Source organism: Deltaproteobacteria bacterium (genome assembly GCA_016180855.1).
Classification (GTDB): Bacteria; UBA10199; UBA10199; order JACPAL01; family JACPAL01; genus JACPAL01.
The window spans coordinates 19,174-36,090 of record JACPAL010000003.1 but is presented as its reverse complement, the minus strand read 5'-3'; the positions used below and the strand labels follow the sequence as shown (position 1 = coordinate 36,090).

The 16,917-nt window shown below is 47.3% G+C and carries 14 protein-coding genes; 3 read left to right on the top strand and 11 right to left on the bottom strand.

The features are described 5' to 3' along the window. Positions 1 to 7: 7 nt before the first annotated feature. The 11 genes from HYT77_01705 to dnaA all read right to left on the bottom strand — a co-directional run bounded on the left by HYT77_01705 (position 8) and on the right by dnaA (position 14,299). Entirely contained in the window at positions 8 to 1,414 is a 1,407-nt protein-coding gene (locus HYT77_01705; GenBank protein ID MBI2066715.1) for a right-handed parallel beta-helix repeat-containing protein, read from the bottom strand. A 100-nt stretch (positions 1,415 to 1,514) separates the two neighbouring features. Beyond that, positions 1,515 to 3,908 (bottom strand): hypothetical protein, encoded by a 2,394-nt coding sequence (locus HYT77_01700; GenBank protein MBI2066714.1) that lies wholly within the window; start codon positions 3,906 to 3,908, stop codon positions 1,515 to 1,517. 3 nt (positions 3,909 to 3,911) lie between these two features. Further along, positions 3,912 to 4,310 (bottom strand): hypothetical protein, encoded by a 399-nt coding sequence (locus HYT77_01695; protein ID MBI2066713.1) that lies wholly within the window; start codon positions 4,308 to 4,310, stop codon positions 3,912 to 3,914. 45 nt (positions 4,311 to 4,355) lie between these two features. Further along, positions 4,356 to 4,784 carry a hypothetical protein gene (locus HYT77_01690; GenBank protein MBI2066712.1) on the bottom strand — a complete coding sequence of 143 codons (429 nt, stop codon included), beginning with the start codon at positions 4,782 to 4,784 and terminating at the stop codon, positions 4,356 to 4,358. A 109-nt stretch (positions 4,785 to 4,893) separates the two neighbouring features. Continuing rightward, the gene (locus HYT77_01685; GenBank protein MBI2066711.1) at positions 4,894 to 5,031 is read right to left on the bottom strand and encodes a hypothetical protein; all 138 of its coding nucleotides are present in this window, start codon (positions 5,029 to 5,031) and stop codon (positions 4,894 to 4,896) included. Positions 5,032 to 5,288: 257 nt separating this feature from the next. Further along, the gene (locus HYT77_01680) at positions 5,289 to 8,336 is read right to left on the bottom strand and encodes a protein kinase (protein ID MBI2066710.1); all 3,048 of its coding nucleotides are present in this window, start codon (positions 8,334 to 8,336) and stop codon (positions 5,289 to 5,291) included. After that, positions 8,333 to 8,860, bottom strand: coding sequence for a nucleotidyl transferase AbiEii/AbiGii toxin family protein (locus tag HYT77_01675; protein ID MBI2066709.1), 528 nt, complete (start codon positions 8,858 to 8,860; stop codon positions 8,333 to 8,335). Before HYT77_01675 ends, HYT77_01680 begins: the two co-directional genes overlap by 4 nt. Next, the gene (locus tag HYT77_01670) at positions 8,853 to 9,101 is read right to left on the bottom strand and encodes a hypothetical protein (protein ID MBI2066708.1); all 249 of its coding nucleotides are present in this window, start codon (positions 9,099 to 9,101) and stop codon (positions 8,853 to 8,855) included. The genes HYT77_01675 and HYT77_01670 overlap by 8 nt, the downstream gene beginning before the upstream one ends. A gap of 57 nt (positions 9,102 to 9,158) precedes the next feature. Next, positions 9,159 to 11,600: a DNA topoisomerase (ATP-hydrolyzing) subunit B gene (gyrB, locus tag HYT77_01665; GenBank protein ID MBI2066707.1), complete on the bottom strand. Its 2,442-nt coding sequence runs from the start codon at positions 11,598 to 11,600 to the stop codon at positions 9,159 to 9,161. A gap of 14 nt (positions 11,601 to 11,614) precedes the next feature. Then, complete coding sequence (gene dnaN / locus HYT77_01660) at positions 11,615 to 12,730, bottom strand: DNA polymerase III subunit beta (protein MBI2066706.1); 1,116 nt, start codon at positions 12,728 to 12,730, stop codon at positions 11,615 to 11,617. 234 nt (positions 12,731 to 12,964) lie between these two features. Further along, positions 12,965 to 14,299: a chromosomal replication initiator protein DnaA gene (gene dnaA / locus HYT77_01655; GenBank protein ID MBI2066705.1), complete on the bottom strand. Its 1,335-nt coding sequence runs from the start codon at positions 14,297 to 14,299 to the stop codon at positions 12,965 to 12,967. A 350-nt stretch (positions 14,300 to 14,649) separates the two neighbouring features. Between dnaA and rpmH the strand changes: the two genes are divergently transcribed. The 3 genes from rpmH (at position 14,650) to yidC (ending at position 16,890) form a co-directional block, all read left to right on the top strand. Then, positions 14,650 to 14,787, top strand: a complete 138-nt coding sequence (gene rpmH / locus HYT77_01650; protein MBI2066704.1) for a 50S ribosomal protein L34 — start codon at positions 14,650 to 14,652, stop codon at positions 14,785 to 14,787. Positions 14,788 to 14,938: 151 nt separating this feature from the next. Next, positions 14,939 to 15,175, top strand: coding sequence for a membrane protein insertion efficiency factor YidD (gene yidD / locus HYT77_01645; GenBank protein MBI2066703.1), 237 nt, complete (start codon positions 14,939 to 14,941; stop codon positions 15,173 to 15,175). Next, a complete protein-coding gene (gene yidC / locus HYT77_01640) occupies positions 15,172 to 16,890 on the top strand; it encodes a membrane protein insertase YidC (protein MBI2066702.1) in 1,719 nt (572 codons plus the stop codon). Before yidD ends, yidC begins: the two co-directional genes overlap by 4 nt. Positions 16,891 to 16,917: the final 27 nt, after the last annotated feature.

Below are 16,917 nucleotides of genomic sequence, written 5' to 3'. Positions count from 1 at the left end.
GACAAGGTCATAGACCAAACTCGAATGCGCCAACATCAGGTGCTAAGCCGCTACAGGGGAGGCCAACATAGGTACCATGATCAATAACCGGAGATTTGTCACCTGGCATAAATTGCTTATCGAGGAGGGGGTTGGCTATTGAACTATTCCTGTCCTGACCCGTCATGATCTTCCATCGCTTAAAATCAATATAGTCTCTGGGTGCACCGATCCCAGGATAAACGAACTCGAGCCCCTCATCAGACCAATAATAATTGTAATCAAACGTTCCAATATCGCCGTCGATGGGTTTGCCAAGATCAAGAAAAATTCCAATTCGCCCATACAAAATATTGTTTTTTAGACTGATTCCTGAGAGATCTGATAGGCGTAAGAAATAGACAGAAACTCTGTTATCAATAAAGGTGTTGTTGTGTATTTTGACTTCAGAGGCTCGAGAGTCTACTCTCAATCCCCGACCCATATTACGATAGACAATATTATTACGAAAAACAATATTCTCACTCCGCTCATCTATGGAAACGCCATTTCCATTTTCATAAATTTGATTATTGTAAATGACCATATTCTTCGACCTGTCTTCTTCTTCGTAGGTTCCTGACTGGATTTGAATTCCCATCCCTGGATTATCATTAGTTCCCAAAGTCACTCCACCATTTTGATAAATTCGGCAGTTTGTAATAATTGTGCCATCTCCCTGGATGTAGAAGCCATGACCTTGATTACTGGCCGGTATACCGTTGTTATGAACCTCACAGGTATCGACAATGGTGTTGAAACCACCTGTTTCTTTAAAGCCATGGCTGGTATCGTGAAGTTTCAGATTGCGAAAGATAGTATCCCGGGCTTGATAAACATCAATCCCCTTACCCCCTTGTCCTCCTGGATGCTTAGAATCTGGGGAAATTCCCAACCAATTTCGTACTTCGAAATATTCGAAAACAATCCCTTCTATACCACATTGGACCGACAAACCGTTTGTCCCCCTAGGGAATTCACTCCCATCAATAATGATGTACTCACCAGGTATTGAGGATTTGTAAGTAACATGATTACGAACGTTCCGCTGCCCACTACAACCGGACTCACCTCCATTAAAAGTAATAATTTCTCTGTAAACTCCAGGGGAAATGCTAACGGTATCACCCTCTAACACATGCTCTTGATCATCCGATGCCCTCCTGATCGTCTTCCAGGGATGGGCCTCACTTCCGTCTCCATTTTCATCATCACCACTCGCCCCGTTGACATACCAGATCCTTCCGGATGTGGGTGTGACAGCTGGAAGGGGATGGGGATCTGGCTTAAACGTAGATCCTAAAGGATAACAGAGGCTACTCTTGTTCTTAATTTGTTTAAGGGCAACTCCTTGTGTTGATTTAGCAGCAGAATGAAATGAGACGAAAATGATCATAAGACACAAAAGACTACAATAGCTGATCACTCTTTGCTTCATCCCGATCTCGAATCCTCTTTTCCCTAGGAATTATACAATACAATAATATGACTGTCACCTAATTGAGGGGTCGCCTCATTGGACCTTCGCCGGGAGTTCTTGGGCCTCCCCCCCCTCCGTCACCCGATTCGCAGCGGCCGGTGGCAGGATTGCAGGAGCTTCCCTCCAGACAGGTGACATTTCCACAAAGAGTGGCCGGGGTAAGAGTGGAGCCGCCAGCTCCGCAACCGTAACATTTGCAGGGGTCTGTTGGATCATCAATGCAATCGATCACACCGGGTCCGAATGAAAATCTGTAGAGATTGGGTACTGATCTCTCCTCACCCACAAGTTCCCTCGCACAAGAAGAGTAATCGGGAAGAAGCGGATCACCACCTCCTTCCTCATGAGGTCGGAAAACCGGACCGATGGGGTCGCGTGGATGCACTTCTTCTTCGCTGGTGCAATCAAGAAGCTGCTGTTGGGCCGTGTTTAAAGCAGAACAACCGCAGTCGGTGCTGTCCGGGTCACAATCTTTTTTTGTCCCATCCTTTTTGTCATCCGGTTGGCAGTCCCCCTTTTTTTCACAACACTCTCGTGTATCCGGGCCGTACTCGCTCGTGTCTTGACATGGGTCTTCCTTTTTGGTGTCCTTTGCTTTGGAAGACTCGGCATTCTGGCATCCCGCTGATTCGTCATCCGGGGCCCTGCACGACAGTTCATCCAATGATATGTGGTGAATCGACTTGCTTCCCTCCATAAGGGTTGTTGGCACACCCATCTGTGCTAACATGATGTGCCCAATTTCATGCGCCAAAGATCCGCTAGGAGAGTTACCAATACCCTGTGCCTTCAACTGATCCCTTGATTGAAACATATACGGTGTAACTACAATCGCAGCATTCGTCAATTCGCCCATACCTTGAGGGTCCACAGCCGGAGCAAAAGCAAATTTTCCCGTCTCAATTGTACTCATCTGAACAGCAAGGGGGTCGGAGATCAGCGTTTCTCCAATGGCCTCAGCCAATAATCCCCAGTCGGTTCCCGCACAAGCGTTGGTCTGTGCTGCGGAACAGGCTTTATTGAAGAGATCTAAATTATCCCTGATAAGATCAACGGCATTGTGGGTAATCGTGCTGAGTTGCGTTCTTTCCTGGTCCGTCAATTCTTCGGTTATACTGCATAATCTCGTTAGTTGAGCGCATTTAGCCTTTATCGCATCAGCGGTGGATATTCGAGCCGATTGGGAATACTGGCATCCCGGATCCCGGGTTACTTTCCACGGACTGCCTGTTTTGGGGAGTCTGATCCATTTCTTGGTAGAGGCAAAGGCATACCCACATTGAAGCACTTTATCCGACCTCACATCTCCTCTTTTGAGGGCGAAGCAGGCGGCGGGGATGGAAAATCCCCCACCCCCTTTCATGCCGGATCCAAGACTCTTTGAGGGATTGCACTGGGTCATCGGATTTTCGGCATTGCCGACAATACCTTCAATACCCTGCGAGATATTGGGTCCCTGACCCGTCAAGCCTTGAAAGGGAGTGGTTTTGTTCTCCCCACTTATGGAAGATCCCTGTCGCATCATTCCGGCCGTTCCCTCGGGACCTGCCGCCGCTTCAAGACAAGGGGGGAGACCCTTTCCGCAGAAGAAATCGTTTTCGACCATTTCACAGGAAGAACAACCCCAGACGGGGCCCTGAAGTTCTGGGTTTTTGTAGGTATTTAAATATCCGGCCATGGCCGAGACACAAACCTTCTTTCCCTTTTCTCCCGGCTTCTCGCGACAACCGCTTTTGTAGCGGCGCACCTCGTTTTGTTCAAAATCGACGCAGGCCAGACCGATATCTTTATTGGGATAATCGCGCACGGCGGCCACAAAGAAAGACCAATTGTTCTTGACCATTCGTTGAAAAAGGCAGCCTTTTTGAGTTGGAAGCAAGACATCACACGTGGCGATCCCCAGATTTAAGACAGCCTTGAGCCCCTCCTTGGATTCGTCGACGTTCCCCTTGGTGATGACCGCCTTGGCCAAGGCGGAGAGGGCTAAATCATAAACACGGGCCGTATTTAAACTGATGAGGGGCTCGTAACTCACCCAAGCCGCATATTGCCTCATGGCCTCTTCATAATTCCCCCTGTTGATGGCGCGCCCGTATTTCAGGACAACATCCTGTTTGATCGGGTCTGATTTGCAGGCGGGGTCATCGGCGAATTTGACCATGCAATCGGTGTAAAAACGGTTCAAAACATCTTCCCTGATCTTTGCCCATTCCTTTTCCCAAAGGGGAACTTCGGAAAAAAAATTGACGAAATGAAATTCATTTTTTTTCGGTTTAACCCACTTCTTCTCCGACTTCTTCAACGATTCTACCTTCTGTTTATCGGGGAGCTTGATCGGACCGGCGTGACTTGAAAAACCAAGAAGCCCAACAAACGAGATCAGGAGTAAGGCTATCTTGATCATCCTCATAGTTTAGGGAGTTCTCCCCTGGTATTGCCAGCGCTGGGCGAGTGTCATGCCGGGCCTCAGCTCAAGGGTTGGGATTTCATCCAGATGGGCTGTTTTTGGGTCCTCTTCAATCAATAATCCAATAAAGAGACCGAGACCAGCACCGACGGCGGCTCCACCGGCAAGCCCTCCCAATGCCCATCCTGCGTATTCACAGGGAGAAGGCTGTTCGCAGACGATATTGGCAAATAAAAGCCCTCCACCCGTTCCCACCACGGCCCCCGTCAAGGTGCCAATGAGAAGTCCTTTTTTCCACTTGCTCTTGGCCTCAACGAGATGAGGCGTTGAGAGGGCTAACAAAAAAAGCCCGATCAGAAAGATTGCCCTTTTTGTCTTGCGATGATTTCTGGATTGGTTGCTCATAATGTCTCCTGTAGACACGTTGTCCCACACCTGATCTTTCGTCGATTATCCCGGCAGGCTAGGTCTGGGACAGCTCTGATAACGAAAGTTTCGGGGAACATGGACCGTTGCATCTAGCGTAGGCTCCCACAAGCCACGACACCGACAAAGAATTTCTCGGATAACATCATCGACATAAGACATGGCACCCGAGGCGAGTTCGGACATCGATGCTTCCTCATCGACGTAGAGATAAGCCTTCCTTTGGCGCCCTTCAAGGGAACAGGCGCCCAATTGGGCCTGCTCCAGAATAAACCAGATCTCCTGCTGGGCCTTGAAATCGTCTTCACATTGGTCAATAGCACGTCGAACAGTTTGTGAGAGACCACCAAACGGGTTATACCCAGAGCCTCGATCCCCCAAACTCTCTGTGGGAAATGAGGTAGTTAATCCAATACCAATGATACTCACTACAAAAACGAGAATCTTTCGCATAAAACCTCCTTAAGGGGGTCATTATAGCTCCAAAACTAAAGGAAGTTAAATGAAAAAGGCCTGAATGATCCTGTTATGAAAAAAGAAGTGTACCCTACCCAAGGTACGTTCAAAGCAGATTGATCTCTGTACAAGAGCCGGTAAGGTCGGAGAGGTCAACGTGCTCCAGATTATCAACATCACCCTGCACCTCTGCATCGGACGCCAAGGAGATATCGGCCTCGATCTGACAAAGAAACCCTTCCATAAAGGACCCTAAGTCACTTGTTGAAACATTACACGCCGCTTTCAAGGCATCAACCGCCTTATCAGGCAAAGGATTTGTATCGTATCCTTGAATCAAGGATCTTACCCCAGATTTTTCCGTAACCGTCTCTGTACAATTTCCAACGGGAGGGGCTCCCGGCGTAAAAGGATTTGGCAGATCCACAGGGGCTGCTTCCCCACCAAGACAACCCGTCAGCAAGGGCCCAAATAATAAAACGTAAAGCAGATGCCTCGTCTTCATTTCTTTAGGAGCTGTGTCTCCATTAAGGTCTTCACATCTTTTTCGGTGATCTTTGATGTTTTTAAATCGTTTTTGCTTGAGACAACCTTCGATTCCACCTTTTCTTCTACAGTGGCAGAGGCTTGTTCGTAACCCAACAAGGCGTCTGCACGAAGGGACTCCAACCTGCTGCAATGATCTATCAACCGGATCGCCTCACGGTAGGCGATGCACGCTCCACCCCGATCACCTTTTTCAAAATTCAGTCTGCCCGATTCAAGGTAAGCTTGGCATAAATACTGTGTCAAGGTTAACGAACGATTGCTCAGTTGCTCCAAGATACTGATGAGATGGCGAAGAAAAAGGGAGGCATTGGATCGATCCCCCTGGTTCCGATAAATCATCGCCAGATTGAGGGCAATAGCGAGACTACTCTCCTCATCTCCCAGGTGTTGTGCCAACTCTAAGGCATGCTGATAATGATTTTTAGAGGTCTCCCAATCATTCTGAAGATGAGCTATCTTTCCCAGGCCGTTGTGGGCATAAAATAGATATTCCTTGGCACTACTTTTCAAGCTTAAATTGAGGCATGTCTCGTAATATTTTCTTGCCACTTCCCATTGTTCGAGAGTAACGTAGCATTGTGCAAGCCCATAAAATGCATACGCCTGCTTTCTGATATTACCTATTTTTTTATAATAACTTATCTCTTCTTCAAAAACCTGAATCGCCTCTTCTACCTTGTTTTGTGCCAGCCAAGTAAGCCCCAGTTCGTTATTCAAAACCTTCCGTTGCTGATCATTTGAAAGGGATTTCCACTTTTTATAATTCTCATCGAAAACCCTCGCCGCTTCATCAATAAATCCTTCCCTCATTTTGATACTGGCCTGCAGATTACGCAAAAAGAGGATCCTTGGATCCACCTGTTCTCGGATTTGACTCTCCATAAGAGACATCGCTCCCTCCAGAACCTCTTTGGCAGAGTCAAATTCCCTCATTTTGATATAAATCATCGTCATTTCACGAAGGCATTCTTCGACCCATTCCCAATGGGCCGAAGGATTTTCTTTGAGAAGTTTGTGGGTCTCCTTTAGGAGATCAAGCGCCTGTTTGTGGTTGTTGGTAAAAAACAGGGCCTGCACCTCACCAAGAGAGGCCTTGATTCGATCTTGAATTTCTGAAGAAAAAAGCCGAGCTGTCCGAAAGACATGGAGCGCCTCTACCCAGTCGTCTCGAGACACCACATATTCTGCATATTGTAAAATAAGTTGAAAACGTTCCGAAGACCTTCCTTTGCCCAAGCCAAGATGATACCATGCCACCTCTTTGGTATCTTGAAGTTGAGAAAACAACTCACCCAAGGCCTGATGAACCGAGGCCAACAAAGAGGAATCGACATGCCCTGAAACCCAGTCTTTTAAACTGACATTTTTGAATTCCAGCGTTTCTTCTTTTGGTTTCCATAAAACCAACTGTGCAGCCAAGAGAGATTCCCAATCCCGGGAGCTAATCTTAAAACCTAGCTTGTCAACAAGAGTTCTGGTCAGTGGAGTTTTTGAAACGGCTATGCCGATCAAAAGCTTCTTCGCAGGAAGGGATAAGCGAGAAAACGTCTCTTTATGATAATTTTTTAGTTTCAAAGGGAGATCCCATTTTTCCTCCGCAAGAGGAAGTCCCTCAATCAGTTCTGCATTCCATTGCCCATGTTCGTCGAATATTTGTTGGGCGTGGATCAGCGCCTGTAAAAGGCCTGTCAGATAGAGGGGATTTCCTCCACTTCTTGAGTTAAAGGGAGCCACGATCAAATCGGGCGGATTCTCAATGCCCAGAACGGAAGAAACGAATTCTCCGACTTCTTTCTTGTCAAAGTTGTCCAATGAAATTTTATGTAAAGAATCAACCTGTAAATCGATAGGGCCTGCGAGACAGATCATAATTGAATAGGGATAAAATTGGCTCAGCCATTTTCTTGCTAAATTAACTGTTTCATTGTCCGCGTTGTCTGCTAGAAGCAAGGTATCTCCCCGAATATCCTCTCTCTTGACCTCCGTTAGGGGTAGGACCTGTACACCTTGAAGTTGGGCGTGATACTTGAGTTCGCTTAAAAGACGTGACTTCCCTGTTCCAATCTCTCCTGTGATAAAGAGACCTCCTTGAGGAATCGTATGAGATTGGAAAATCTGACCATAGAAATGCAGCAGATTTTTCCATTCTATTTCTCGACCGATCAACCGACCTTCTCCCGGAATATAAGCAAGGGCCGTTGCCTCTGTCTCTAACGGATAGTTTTTCTGCCCCAGCCAGTTCAGATCGCGAATCACTTGATGGGCTGTATGGTAGCGCTCCGACGGATTCTTTCTTAATATTTTTTCAAAAATGGGGTCGAGGTAGGAAGGAATATCCGAATATTGCTGCGAAATAGGTAGTGGTGTCCAGTGGCGCTGCCTTTCAAGAGTCTCCATTAAATTGGCTGTTCGAAACGGATTCTGGCCGGCGAGGCACTCGTACCAGGTAATGCCCAACGAATAGAGATCGGCGCGACCATCAGAGCCTCCCCCAAGAAGGTTTTCTGGGGCCATATAGGCGGGTGTTCCAGCAAGAATCCCCTCCTTACGAAACGCAACAAGTCCAAAATCGATCAATTTGGCTATTTTCTCGCCGGAAGTCGATACCGTAACGAGTATATTTTGAGGTTTAATGTCGAAATGATAGATTCGTTCCCGATGTAAATAACCGAGGGCCCTTAAGACCTGTATAAAGAGTAAATTCACCTCTTCAGGTGACCACTCCCTTGTTGCCTCAAAGATGTTTTTCCCCTCAATGTACTCGCTCGTAAAAAAATATCTGCCTTCATCGTCCCTCCCGAAATCGATGATACGGACAATGTGTGGATGATTAAGTCTTTTGAGTGTCGTAAACTCCCGTTTGAAGTTCTCTAAAACTTCTTCCGGGGTCAGTTTTCCCTGATCAATATTTAGTTGTTTGAGGGCAACGCGTTGACCCTTTGCCTCGACAAGAGAAACAACGCCACCAAGCCCCTCACCCAATTTTGTGATCCGCCTCATCGAAGTTTCTTCAAGAACTCCACGTCTTGAACATCTGCCGCGAGATTTCTCTTCCTTCGTGCTACTTCTTTCAGGCGAAGAAGATCTTTTCGGGAGGCAACGCGAAAGCAATATGAATGTATTTTTTTCTTTCTGGCACGCAAGGCGATTTCATCGGCTGGAAACGGAAAATCAAAAAGAAGGTCAATGCGTAACCCTGTTTGTCGATTCAAAAAATGGGCGCTTGAAGGAACATCCAGCTTCAGGCGGATAGAGGCAACTCGCTCATTGTCGATGGTCGAAACAATCTCTCCTTGTTGATCAATCTTCGAGGCCAGTTCGAAGCCATTTTTATAAAAGACCTTGATGATCCCCTCTTGATCGCGTGCCTCTTTGGAAACCAGAAAATCGAAATCTCGTGTGACACGCCGTGAGCCCAGGATAACAAGGGCCATACCACCAATGAGGACTGGGGCCAAACCAAACTTTTCCAGCTCGGAAATGATTTGTCCTGTCTGTTCAATATAGGAAGATGGGTCAGCCATGAATCTCGGGGAGCTTGCCCTGGGCTGTTTTTAAGGATTGAGCTGGGGGCGATTCTGTCAATTGCCGTATCACTTGAACATAACGAAAATTTTCCTCAATCCGCTTGGCGATCTTCAGGGATTCGGCCCGGACCCGCCCTCCAAATGAAGCGATTTCTTTTGTTCTCTTGGACGAAAGGCGTCGGGCTCTCTCCCGTCCCCCTCGCCTCCCCAATACCTTTGCTATATGATGAATCGACATGCGGTCAATTTAGCTTACCGCTAAGCAGAAGTCAATTGGGGGGATAACTGGGGTGGTTCAAATATCGAGATTCTTGACGGCCAAGGCATTCTCTTCAATGAATTGACGACGGGGCTCAACCTCATCCCCCATAAGGACGGTGAAAATTTGGTCGGCCTCGACGGCGTCATCCACACGAACCTGAAGCAGGGTACGCGTCTCGGGGTTCATCGTGGTCTCCCAGAGCTGGGTCGGATTCATCTCTCCCAATCCTTTGTAGCGTTGCACATCCTGGCCCTTCCGGCCGTTCTGGAGGATAAAATCCTTCACGCCATCCAACGTCTCAAAGACTGAAGTGCCCTCTTCATGGACCACGTTAAACGGCCCCTCACCGTATTTGGCAAACTCCTCGGCCGACCTTTGAAGCTCGGCAAACTCCGGAGAGCCGAGGAAGGAGACATCAATAATAGTCTGACGTGGAGAGTTTTTATAGAGTGTCTTGTAAACTAAACGGGCGGTCCCATGTTCGGCATCACTCGATACCTCTAGTTCAAAGTCCTTAAAGTCGGGATAGGATTTCTTGAGATAGTTCGCCACCTTGTCAAGCTCTTGATCGAGCTTCTTCCCCTCTTTGAAAGAGACCTTGGAAAGGTCAGCCACTTCGACAAAGGCATCTACAATTCGTGGGTCCTGCTTTTGCTCAATGAGGCTCAACAGTTTTCTGTAGCGAATCAGCTTTTTAGTCAGGTTAGCAAGCTCCTTGCCGGAAAGCCCGGCCCCCTTTGCCTTGAGCTGGATCCCCTCCATGCCTAAATCGATCAGGTAATCCTCAAGGGCCACATCGTCTCTCAAGTATTTTTCAGATTTCCCCTTCTTCACACGGTAAAGAGGGGGCTGGGCAATGTAGAGATGGCCTCTCTCCACTATTTGCGGCATCTGCCGATAGAAAAAGGTCAGCAGGAGGGTTCTAATATGAGAACCGTCAACGTCTGCATCGCACATGAGAATGATATTATGATAGCGAAGCTTCGTTAAATCCTGCACCTCGCCTTCATCCGTTGCAATCCCTATCCCCAAGGCGGTGATCATCGTCCTGATCTCCTCGGAGGAGAGCATCTTGTCGAAGCGGGCCTTTTCCACGTTAAGAATTTTTCCTTTGAGGGGAAGGATCGCCTGATTTCGTCGATCACGACCCTGCTTGGCTGATCCACCCGCTGAATCTCCCTCAACGATATAAAGCTCCGAGACTGTTGGATCCCTCTCCTGACAATCGGCTAGTTTTCCTGGAAGAGAACCGAGGTCCAGGGCCCCCTTCCGACGAACCAGGTTCCGCGCCTGTCGGGCTGCCTCACGAGCCCTCGCCGCATCGATAACCTTGGCAATGATCTTTCGTACCACACCAGCATTCTTCTCAAAATATTCTGAAAGCCTCTCGTAGGCGATCTGCTTCACAAGCCCTTCCACCTCTGAATTTCCGAGCTTGGCCTTGGTCTGTCCCTCAAATTGTGGATCGGGAATCTTTACCGAGACGACCGCGGTAAGGCCCTCGCGCACATCCTCTCCTTGCGGATTTTCTTTGAGATCCTTGAGAAGATTCCTTTCCGAGGCAAACTGGTTGATCGCCCTCGTAATCGCCGACTTAAAACCGATCAGGTGGGTTCCTCCCTCAATCGTATTGATATTATTGGCAAATGAAAAAATGCTCTCGGCATAACTGCTATTGTATTGCATTGCCACTTCGAGGATGATTCTGTCCTTTTCCGCCTCAAAATAAATAACGTCATGAAGTGGGGTCTTTCTCTGATTCAGATATTCAACAAAGCTCTTGATACCCCCCTCATACTGAAACTCATGCCTCTTCTGGGTCTTCTCCTCCACAACGGTAATCTTGAGTCCCTTGTTCAAGAAGGAAAGCTCACGTAGCCTCTGCGAGAGGGTGTCAAAACTGAATTCGGTCATTTCGAAAATATCCTTATCCGGCTTGAAAGTGACCTTTGTTCCGCGGCGATCGGTCTTGCCGGTTACCTCGAGTTTGCACTGGGGACTCCCCCTCTTATACCACTGGTGATAAACCTTCCCGTCGCGAAAGATTTCCAGATCTAACTTTTCCGAGAGGGCATTCACGACAGAGACACCAACCCCATGGAGTCCTCCGGAAACCTTATAACTATCATGGTCAAATTTTCCTCCCGCGTGAAGCTTGGTCAACACCACCTCGGCAGCAGAAACCTTTTCCGTTGAATGGATATCCACAGGGATCCCTCTTCCGTTGTCCACAACCGTCACGCTGTTATCAATATGAATTGTGACATCAATCTGGGTACATTCACCGGCAAGCGCCTCATCCACAGAGTTGTCCACAACCTCATACACAAGGTGATGAAGCCCTGGTGCCCCGGTGGAACCGATGTACATTGCAGGACGCTTTCGGACCGCATCAAGCCCCTCGAGGACCTTGATGTGGGAGGCATCGTACTTGGCAGACTCCTTCACCTTTCTGGCAGGACTTTCTTTACCCATAAGTTTGATTAACCCTAGATTCTCATTGGCATAACAAGCGCCAAAAAGCCACGGTCAAATTCAGACCGGATGACGCAGGGAGAAACATCATCTTTGAGCTCCAGGACAACCTTTTCATCCTGAAGAACCGAAAGAATATCTAAAAGATATTTTGGATTGAACGCCACATCGAACTTGGGGCCCCGATAATCAATCGCCAACTCCTCTTTGGCCTCTCCCAGATCGGCGTGGGCACTGCTTACTTCGAGGATACCTGAGCTGATCTCGAGACGAACCCCCCTCCCTTCATGAGCCGTCAGAATAGAGGCCCTTCGAAGGGAACCAGCAAACGGGTCCCTTTCCACAGAAATAACCTTGTCTGTCTCCTTCGGTATAACCTGTTCATACTGGGGATACTCCCCCTCGGTCAGACGAATGGAGAGCCTAACCCCCCCTCGTCGAAAGGAGATGATTTTCTCGTCGGAGGTCACAAAAACATCCCCCTCTCCTTCCGAAAGAAGTTTTTTAAGTTCTTGAACCCCTTTCCGAGGAAGAAGGATCCCTTTCTCCAATTTCCACTTCTTATCAACCTCCTTTTCCGAATAGGAAAGGCGGTGTCCATCTGTCGCCACAAGTCGGAGGAGATTCTTGCCATCCGTTCCATTGATTCCCGTAAAATAAAGGGCATTAAGGGTATATCGCGTCTCGTCCGTAGAGACAGAATAAAAGGTGTTTTCAATCATATCTTTCAAGTCGTCTGGATCTATCTTGACCTCTCCCTTCGAGGTTGGAGGGGGAATTTGAGGAAATTCATCGGGATTCATACCAACCACCTTGAAGTGGGCCTTGCCCGAGCGGATCTCCAGACCTTTTCCCTGACTACTAACAAGTTTTATTTCCGTTGTCGGTGCCTCACTCACAATTTCAAAGAAATGTCTTGCACTAACGACCCAACGTCCACTCCCCTTGCTATCAATCTCCCCTTCAGTGGTAACAACCACTTCCAAGTCGGTTGCCGTGACCCTCAAGTTTTTATCCTGGGCCTCAAGGAGGAGATTGGAAAGGATGACCATGGGGCTTCTCTTTTCTACAATCCCTTGTGTCCATCGTAAAAGGTTTAACAGTTTCTCTTTCTCTATTTTGATCTCCATACTTCCTCCCTCTCTATTAGTAAGATTATGTAATTAACATAAATAGTAGTCGTCCTAGTGCCCCATAGAATCTGTGGAAAAATGAGTCAAGTGATTGTGAAATAGGGACAAAGAAACAAGGAAATCTCTTGGGGTAAGGCCGACTCAGATGCCGGTAAAAGTGGGGGATAACAGGCAGTAGAGAGAAACCAACAGTGAACAGTTGATTTATTCACAGTGATTTCAGCAGGGTTGTTAGAGGGTTAGCTGTTGTTCGAGGGCCTTAAGCTGATCTCTCAATTGTTCGTCATCCTGCAATTTCTTCTCGATCTTGGCGACGGCATGGACGACGGTGGAATGATCTTTTCCACCAAACTGGGATCCGATCTCAGGGAAGGAGGCCTTCACGTGTTTTCGGCAGAGATACATCGCAATCTGGCGTGGATTGGCAAAGCCACGGATACGTCTTTTTCCGGTTAAGTCGTTCATCCGAATCCCAAAAAACTCCGATACTGCTTTTTGGACCTGGAGGACGGTAACGACATGGCCAATCTTTCCGATCACATTCTTGAGAACCTCCTTAGCGAACGGTATCGTAATTGGAACGTTTGCCAAGGAAGCGAAGGCGTTAACCCGAATGAGGGCACCTTCCAGCTCACGCACATTGGAGGTGATATGGGTCGCCAGAAAGAGTGCGACGTCATCACCCAAATCGATCTTATCCTGGTCCGCCTTTTTTTTCAGAATAGCGACGCGGGTTTCCAGATCCGGAAGTCGGATATCCGCAATTAAACCCCATTCAAAACGGGAGCGAAGTCTGTCTTCAATGCCCGGGATCTCCCTGGGAACACGGTCTGAGGTTAAAACAATCTGCCTGGCCGACTCGTGGATCTGATTAAATGTATGAAAAAACTCTTCCTGGCTTTTTTCCTTCCCACCGATGAACTGAACGTCATCGACGAGCAAAACGTCGCAGGTTTCCCGGTACTTTTTTCTGAAATCCCCCATTTTTTCAAAGCGGAGGGACTGAATCAGCTCGTTGACGAATTTTTCTCCGGATAGGTAGAGGATCTTGGTTTGGGGATCATTCTTGAGCAGGGCATGGCCTATGGCATTGAGGAGGTGTGTTTTACCCAGTCCGACCCCCCCGTAGAGAAACAACGGGTTGTAACTCTTCACCGGTTGTCGTGAAACAGCTTGAGCTGCCGCATGGGCAAACTGATTGGAAGAACCGACCACAAAGTTCTCAAAGGTATATTTCGGGTTCAGTCCGTAAAACGAAGATCGATCCTCCACCACAACGGGTTGGACTTCTACTACGTTAGGTTGAGGCGACTCCCCTGTTTCCTGTGTCAGGACCAAACGGATAGGAACCTTTTTTCCCGTCAAGGCAAACAGCTGGGCCGAAATAGACTCAAGATGGTACTCCCTAACCCAGTCGCGGACGAATTTGTTCTTTACAGAGAGTGTCAGGCCCTCTTCATCATTATAAGCGAGGACTTCAACCTGACCTGCAACGGAAGGGGATAAGGAAACCTCTTTGAGATTTTCCTTGATTTGATCGAGAGAAAAGACGCGAGAATTCCCCATAGGTACAAACTACCCACAACCATATCAACAAGGGCTAATGGTTGAAAAAAAGACAAAATTTCAAGCAGTTAGAGACCTTCTCCAACAGCTAACCCACTCCATTTTAAGTCCAGCCCCAAGAGTGATCCCCGAATGATCCAAAATGACACTCTAAGGGGTGACATCTACAAAAGTGTGCTGTGTCATAACAGATCGAAGAAGCATGTCAAAAAAATTAATATTTTTTTTTGAAAAAAATGAAAGTCGTTGAAAAAAAAGAAATAAATTTTTGCTTGACGCAAATCAAAATTGATTCTTAATTCTTGTTTTGAAAAAAAACGGCGCCAAGCCAACAAAACAAAGGAACAAAAATGAAACGCACCTTCCAACCAAGTAAAATCAAGCGTTCGCGGACGCACGGTTTCAGAAAAAGAATGAGGAGCCCCAACGGACGAAACGTCTTGCGAAGGCGCCGCCAGAAAAAAAGAGCGCGACTCAGTGTTCTTTAAGATCTTTTGTTCTCTTCACGAGTTGGGGAGAAAAATTCGGAAATCATTTTTGAATTTTAGCCTCAAATTAGTTGGCAAGAGATCGTGAGGGCGTCCGGCTGCGTAAGCCCGATTTTAGTTTTTTGAGCAGGAGGTTAAATTGAGCAAGACGTTGTTTTTATGCGATATTTTACTCCGCCGAACAGCTCTATTCCTCATCCGTCTTTATCAATTTTCCCTCTCCCCATTTTTAGGGGGCTCCTGCCGTTTTAAAGTGAGCTGTTCTGATTTCGGTATCTGGTCTCTCAAAAATCACTCATTCCCGAGGGGGCTGTTTTTTTTATTGAAGAGAATTGCAAGTTGTCATCCCTACTCCTCTTGTGAGAGAGAAGCCGCGGATCATTTATGAATCAGGAACAAAGAGCATTACTGGCGGCGGGAATTTCATTCGTCATTTTTATAGCCTGGTATCATTTTTATGGGAGCCGGCTACCTCCTTCGGGACAGGTCTCGCAGCCTCCTCCACCGATCGTCTCTACGAGCGAACCACCGGCAGTTCTTGAGCAAGCGGCGACTCAGGGCACCCCCCATTTGCTACCGGAAGAGAAGACGACATTCCGGAATGGAAAGGTTACCTGGGAGCTCACTTCTCATGGTGGGCAGCTACACAAAATCATCCTCCATGATTATCATGAAGGAATTCATAAAGAATCGCGTCCTATCAATCTGATTTTGTCGGAACAGGACCAGGTGTTGACCCTCGTTTGTGATCAGTGCAATTTTGCCTTGCCGCAAGAATCTTCCTACCAGGTTATTTCTAAAACCGATCAAGAGATCATCTATGAAGGGCAAAACAACGATCTTCTGGTCAGGAAGAAATTTATTTTTCCGTCCTCTGATAACTACCCGTTTGAGCTGGAGATTTCTCTAGAAAACAGGTCCACTACAGGATTGACAGGAGCGATCGGGCTTGTATGGAAAGCAGCTCAAAAAAAAGAGCCACCAAAAGGATTTCTCCAGTCATTAAAGGGGCCTGCAGATCTCAGGGATTTTCTTTATCAAATAGGTAATCAGACAAAGAGGGCAAACTATAAAAAAGGTGAGACATCATCGATAGCCGGATCGGTTACCTGGGCGGAGATCAAGGATCGTTACTTCGTTATGGCGCTGGTAAATCGCCGTGTTACGTCAGAGACCTCTCTGAAGATGATGAGCGGTGAGGGAGAAACCTCTCTTATTCTCTCTCCTGGAAAGTTTGGGCTCTCCATTGGTGGGAGACATGAAGAGAAATTTACGATCTATGCGGGGCCGAAAGATCGTGGGCATTTACAAAAAATAGGCGTCGGACTCGAGAAATCGATTGATTACGGCTACTTTTCATTCCTTGCTGTCCCACTCTTCTGGCTACTGATCTTTTTTCAAAAGCTGATACACAACTGGGGCTTTGCGATTATCCTTCTGACGATTTTTATAAAAATTCTTTTGAATCCCCTTTCAGTCAAGTCATTTAGGCAGATGAAGGAGATGCAAAAGATTCAACCACGTCTCCAGGAGCTCAAGGAGAAGTATAAAGAGGATCGACAACGGCTCAATACGGAGACGATGCAACTATTTAAATCCCATAAGGTCAATCCGATGGGAGGTTGCCTTCCGATGCTTCTCCAAATACCTATTTATATTGCCCTTTGGAAGGTGATCTACAATTCGATTGAGCTCTACAATGCCCCATTCTTCTGGTTCTACCGTAACCTTTCAGCCCCCGACCCTTATTTTATACTGCCGATCCTCTCGGGGGTTGTTACCATTCTCCAGCAGAAACTGACACCATCGACGACAACCGATCCAGTTCAGAAACAGATGATGATGATCATGCCACTCATGTTCACGGCTTTTATGCTATTTCTTCCACTCGGGCTGGTTCTCTATTTCTTTGTTAATACCGTTATGTCGGTTGCCCAGCAATATAGCTACCAGAAGGATATACGTCTCCGGGATCTCCGGCTCCTCGACGTACCCTCAAGTACGCCTGCGTCGCGGCTCCTCGGGGTGCCTTGCAGCTGGGCATTTTTGAACAGTCCCCAAAAGCCATTTTTCAACATACCCTTAAATCCTAGAAATTCTTGAAGCAAATTGAGGTCTGTGCCACACTGA

Coding starts and splice junctions, on each gene's coding strand:
- HYT77_01705 (MBI2066715.1), bottom strand. CDS start 1,414: ATGATCATTTTCGTCTCATTTCATTCTGCTGCTAAATCAACACAAGGA.
- HYT77_01700 (MBI2066714.1), bottom strand. CDS start 3,908: ATGAGGATGATCAAGATAGCCTTACTCCTGATCTCGTTTGTTGGGCTT.
- HYT77_01695 (MBI2066713.1), bottom strand. CDS start 4,310: ATGAGCAACCAATCCAGAAATCATCGCAAGACAAAAAGGGCAATCTTT.
- HYT77_01690 (MBI2066712.1), bottom strand. CDS start 4,784: ATGCGAAAGATTCTCGTTTTTGTAGTGAGTATCATTGGTATTGGATTA.
- HYT77_01685 (MBI2066711.1), bottom strand. CDS start 5,031: ATGGAAGGGTTTCTTTGTCAGATCGAGGCCGATATCTCCTTGGCGTCC.
- HYT77_01680 (MBI2066710.1), bottom strand. CDS start 8,336: ATGAGGCGGATCACAAAATTGGGTGAGGGGCTTGGTGGCGTTGTTTCT.
- HYT77_01675 (MBI2066709.1), bottom strand. CDS start 8,860: ATGGCTGACCCATCTTCCTATATTGAACAGACAGGACAAATCATTTCC.
- HYT77_01670 (MBI2066708.1), bottom strand. CDS start 9,101: ATGTCGATTCATCATATAGCAAAGGTATTGGGGAGGCGAGGGGGACGG.
- gyrB (MBI2066707.1), bottom strand. CDS start 11,600: ATGGGTAAAGAAAGTCCTGCCAGAAAGGTGAAGGAGTCTGCCAAGTAC.
- dnaN (MBI2066706.1), bottom strand. CDS start 12,730: ATGGAGATCAAAATAGAGAAAGAGAAACTGTTAAACCTTTTACGATGG.
- dnaA (MBI2066705.1), bottom strand. CDS start 14,299: ATGGGGAATTCTCGCGTCTTTTCTCTCGATCAAATCAAGGAAAATCTC.
- rpmH (MBI2066704.1), top strand. CDS start 14,650: ATGAAACGCACCTTCCAACCAAGTAAAATCAAGCGTTCGCGGACGCAC.
- yidC (MBI2066702.1), top strand. CDS start 15,172: ATGAATCAGGAACAAAGAGCATTACTGGCGGCGGGAATTTCATTCGTC.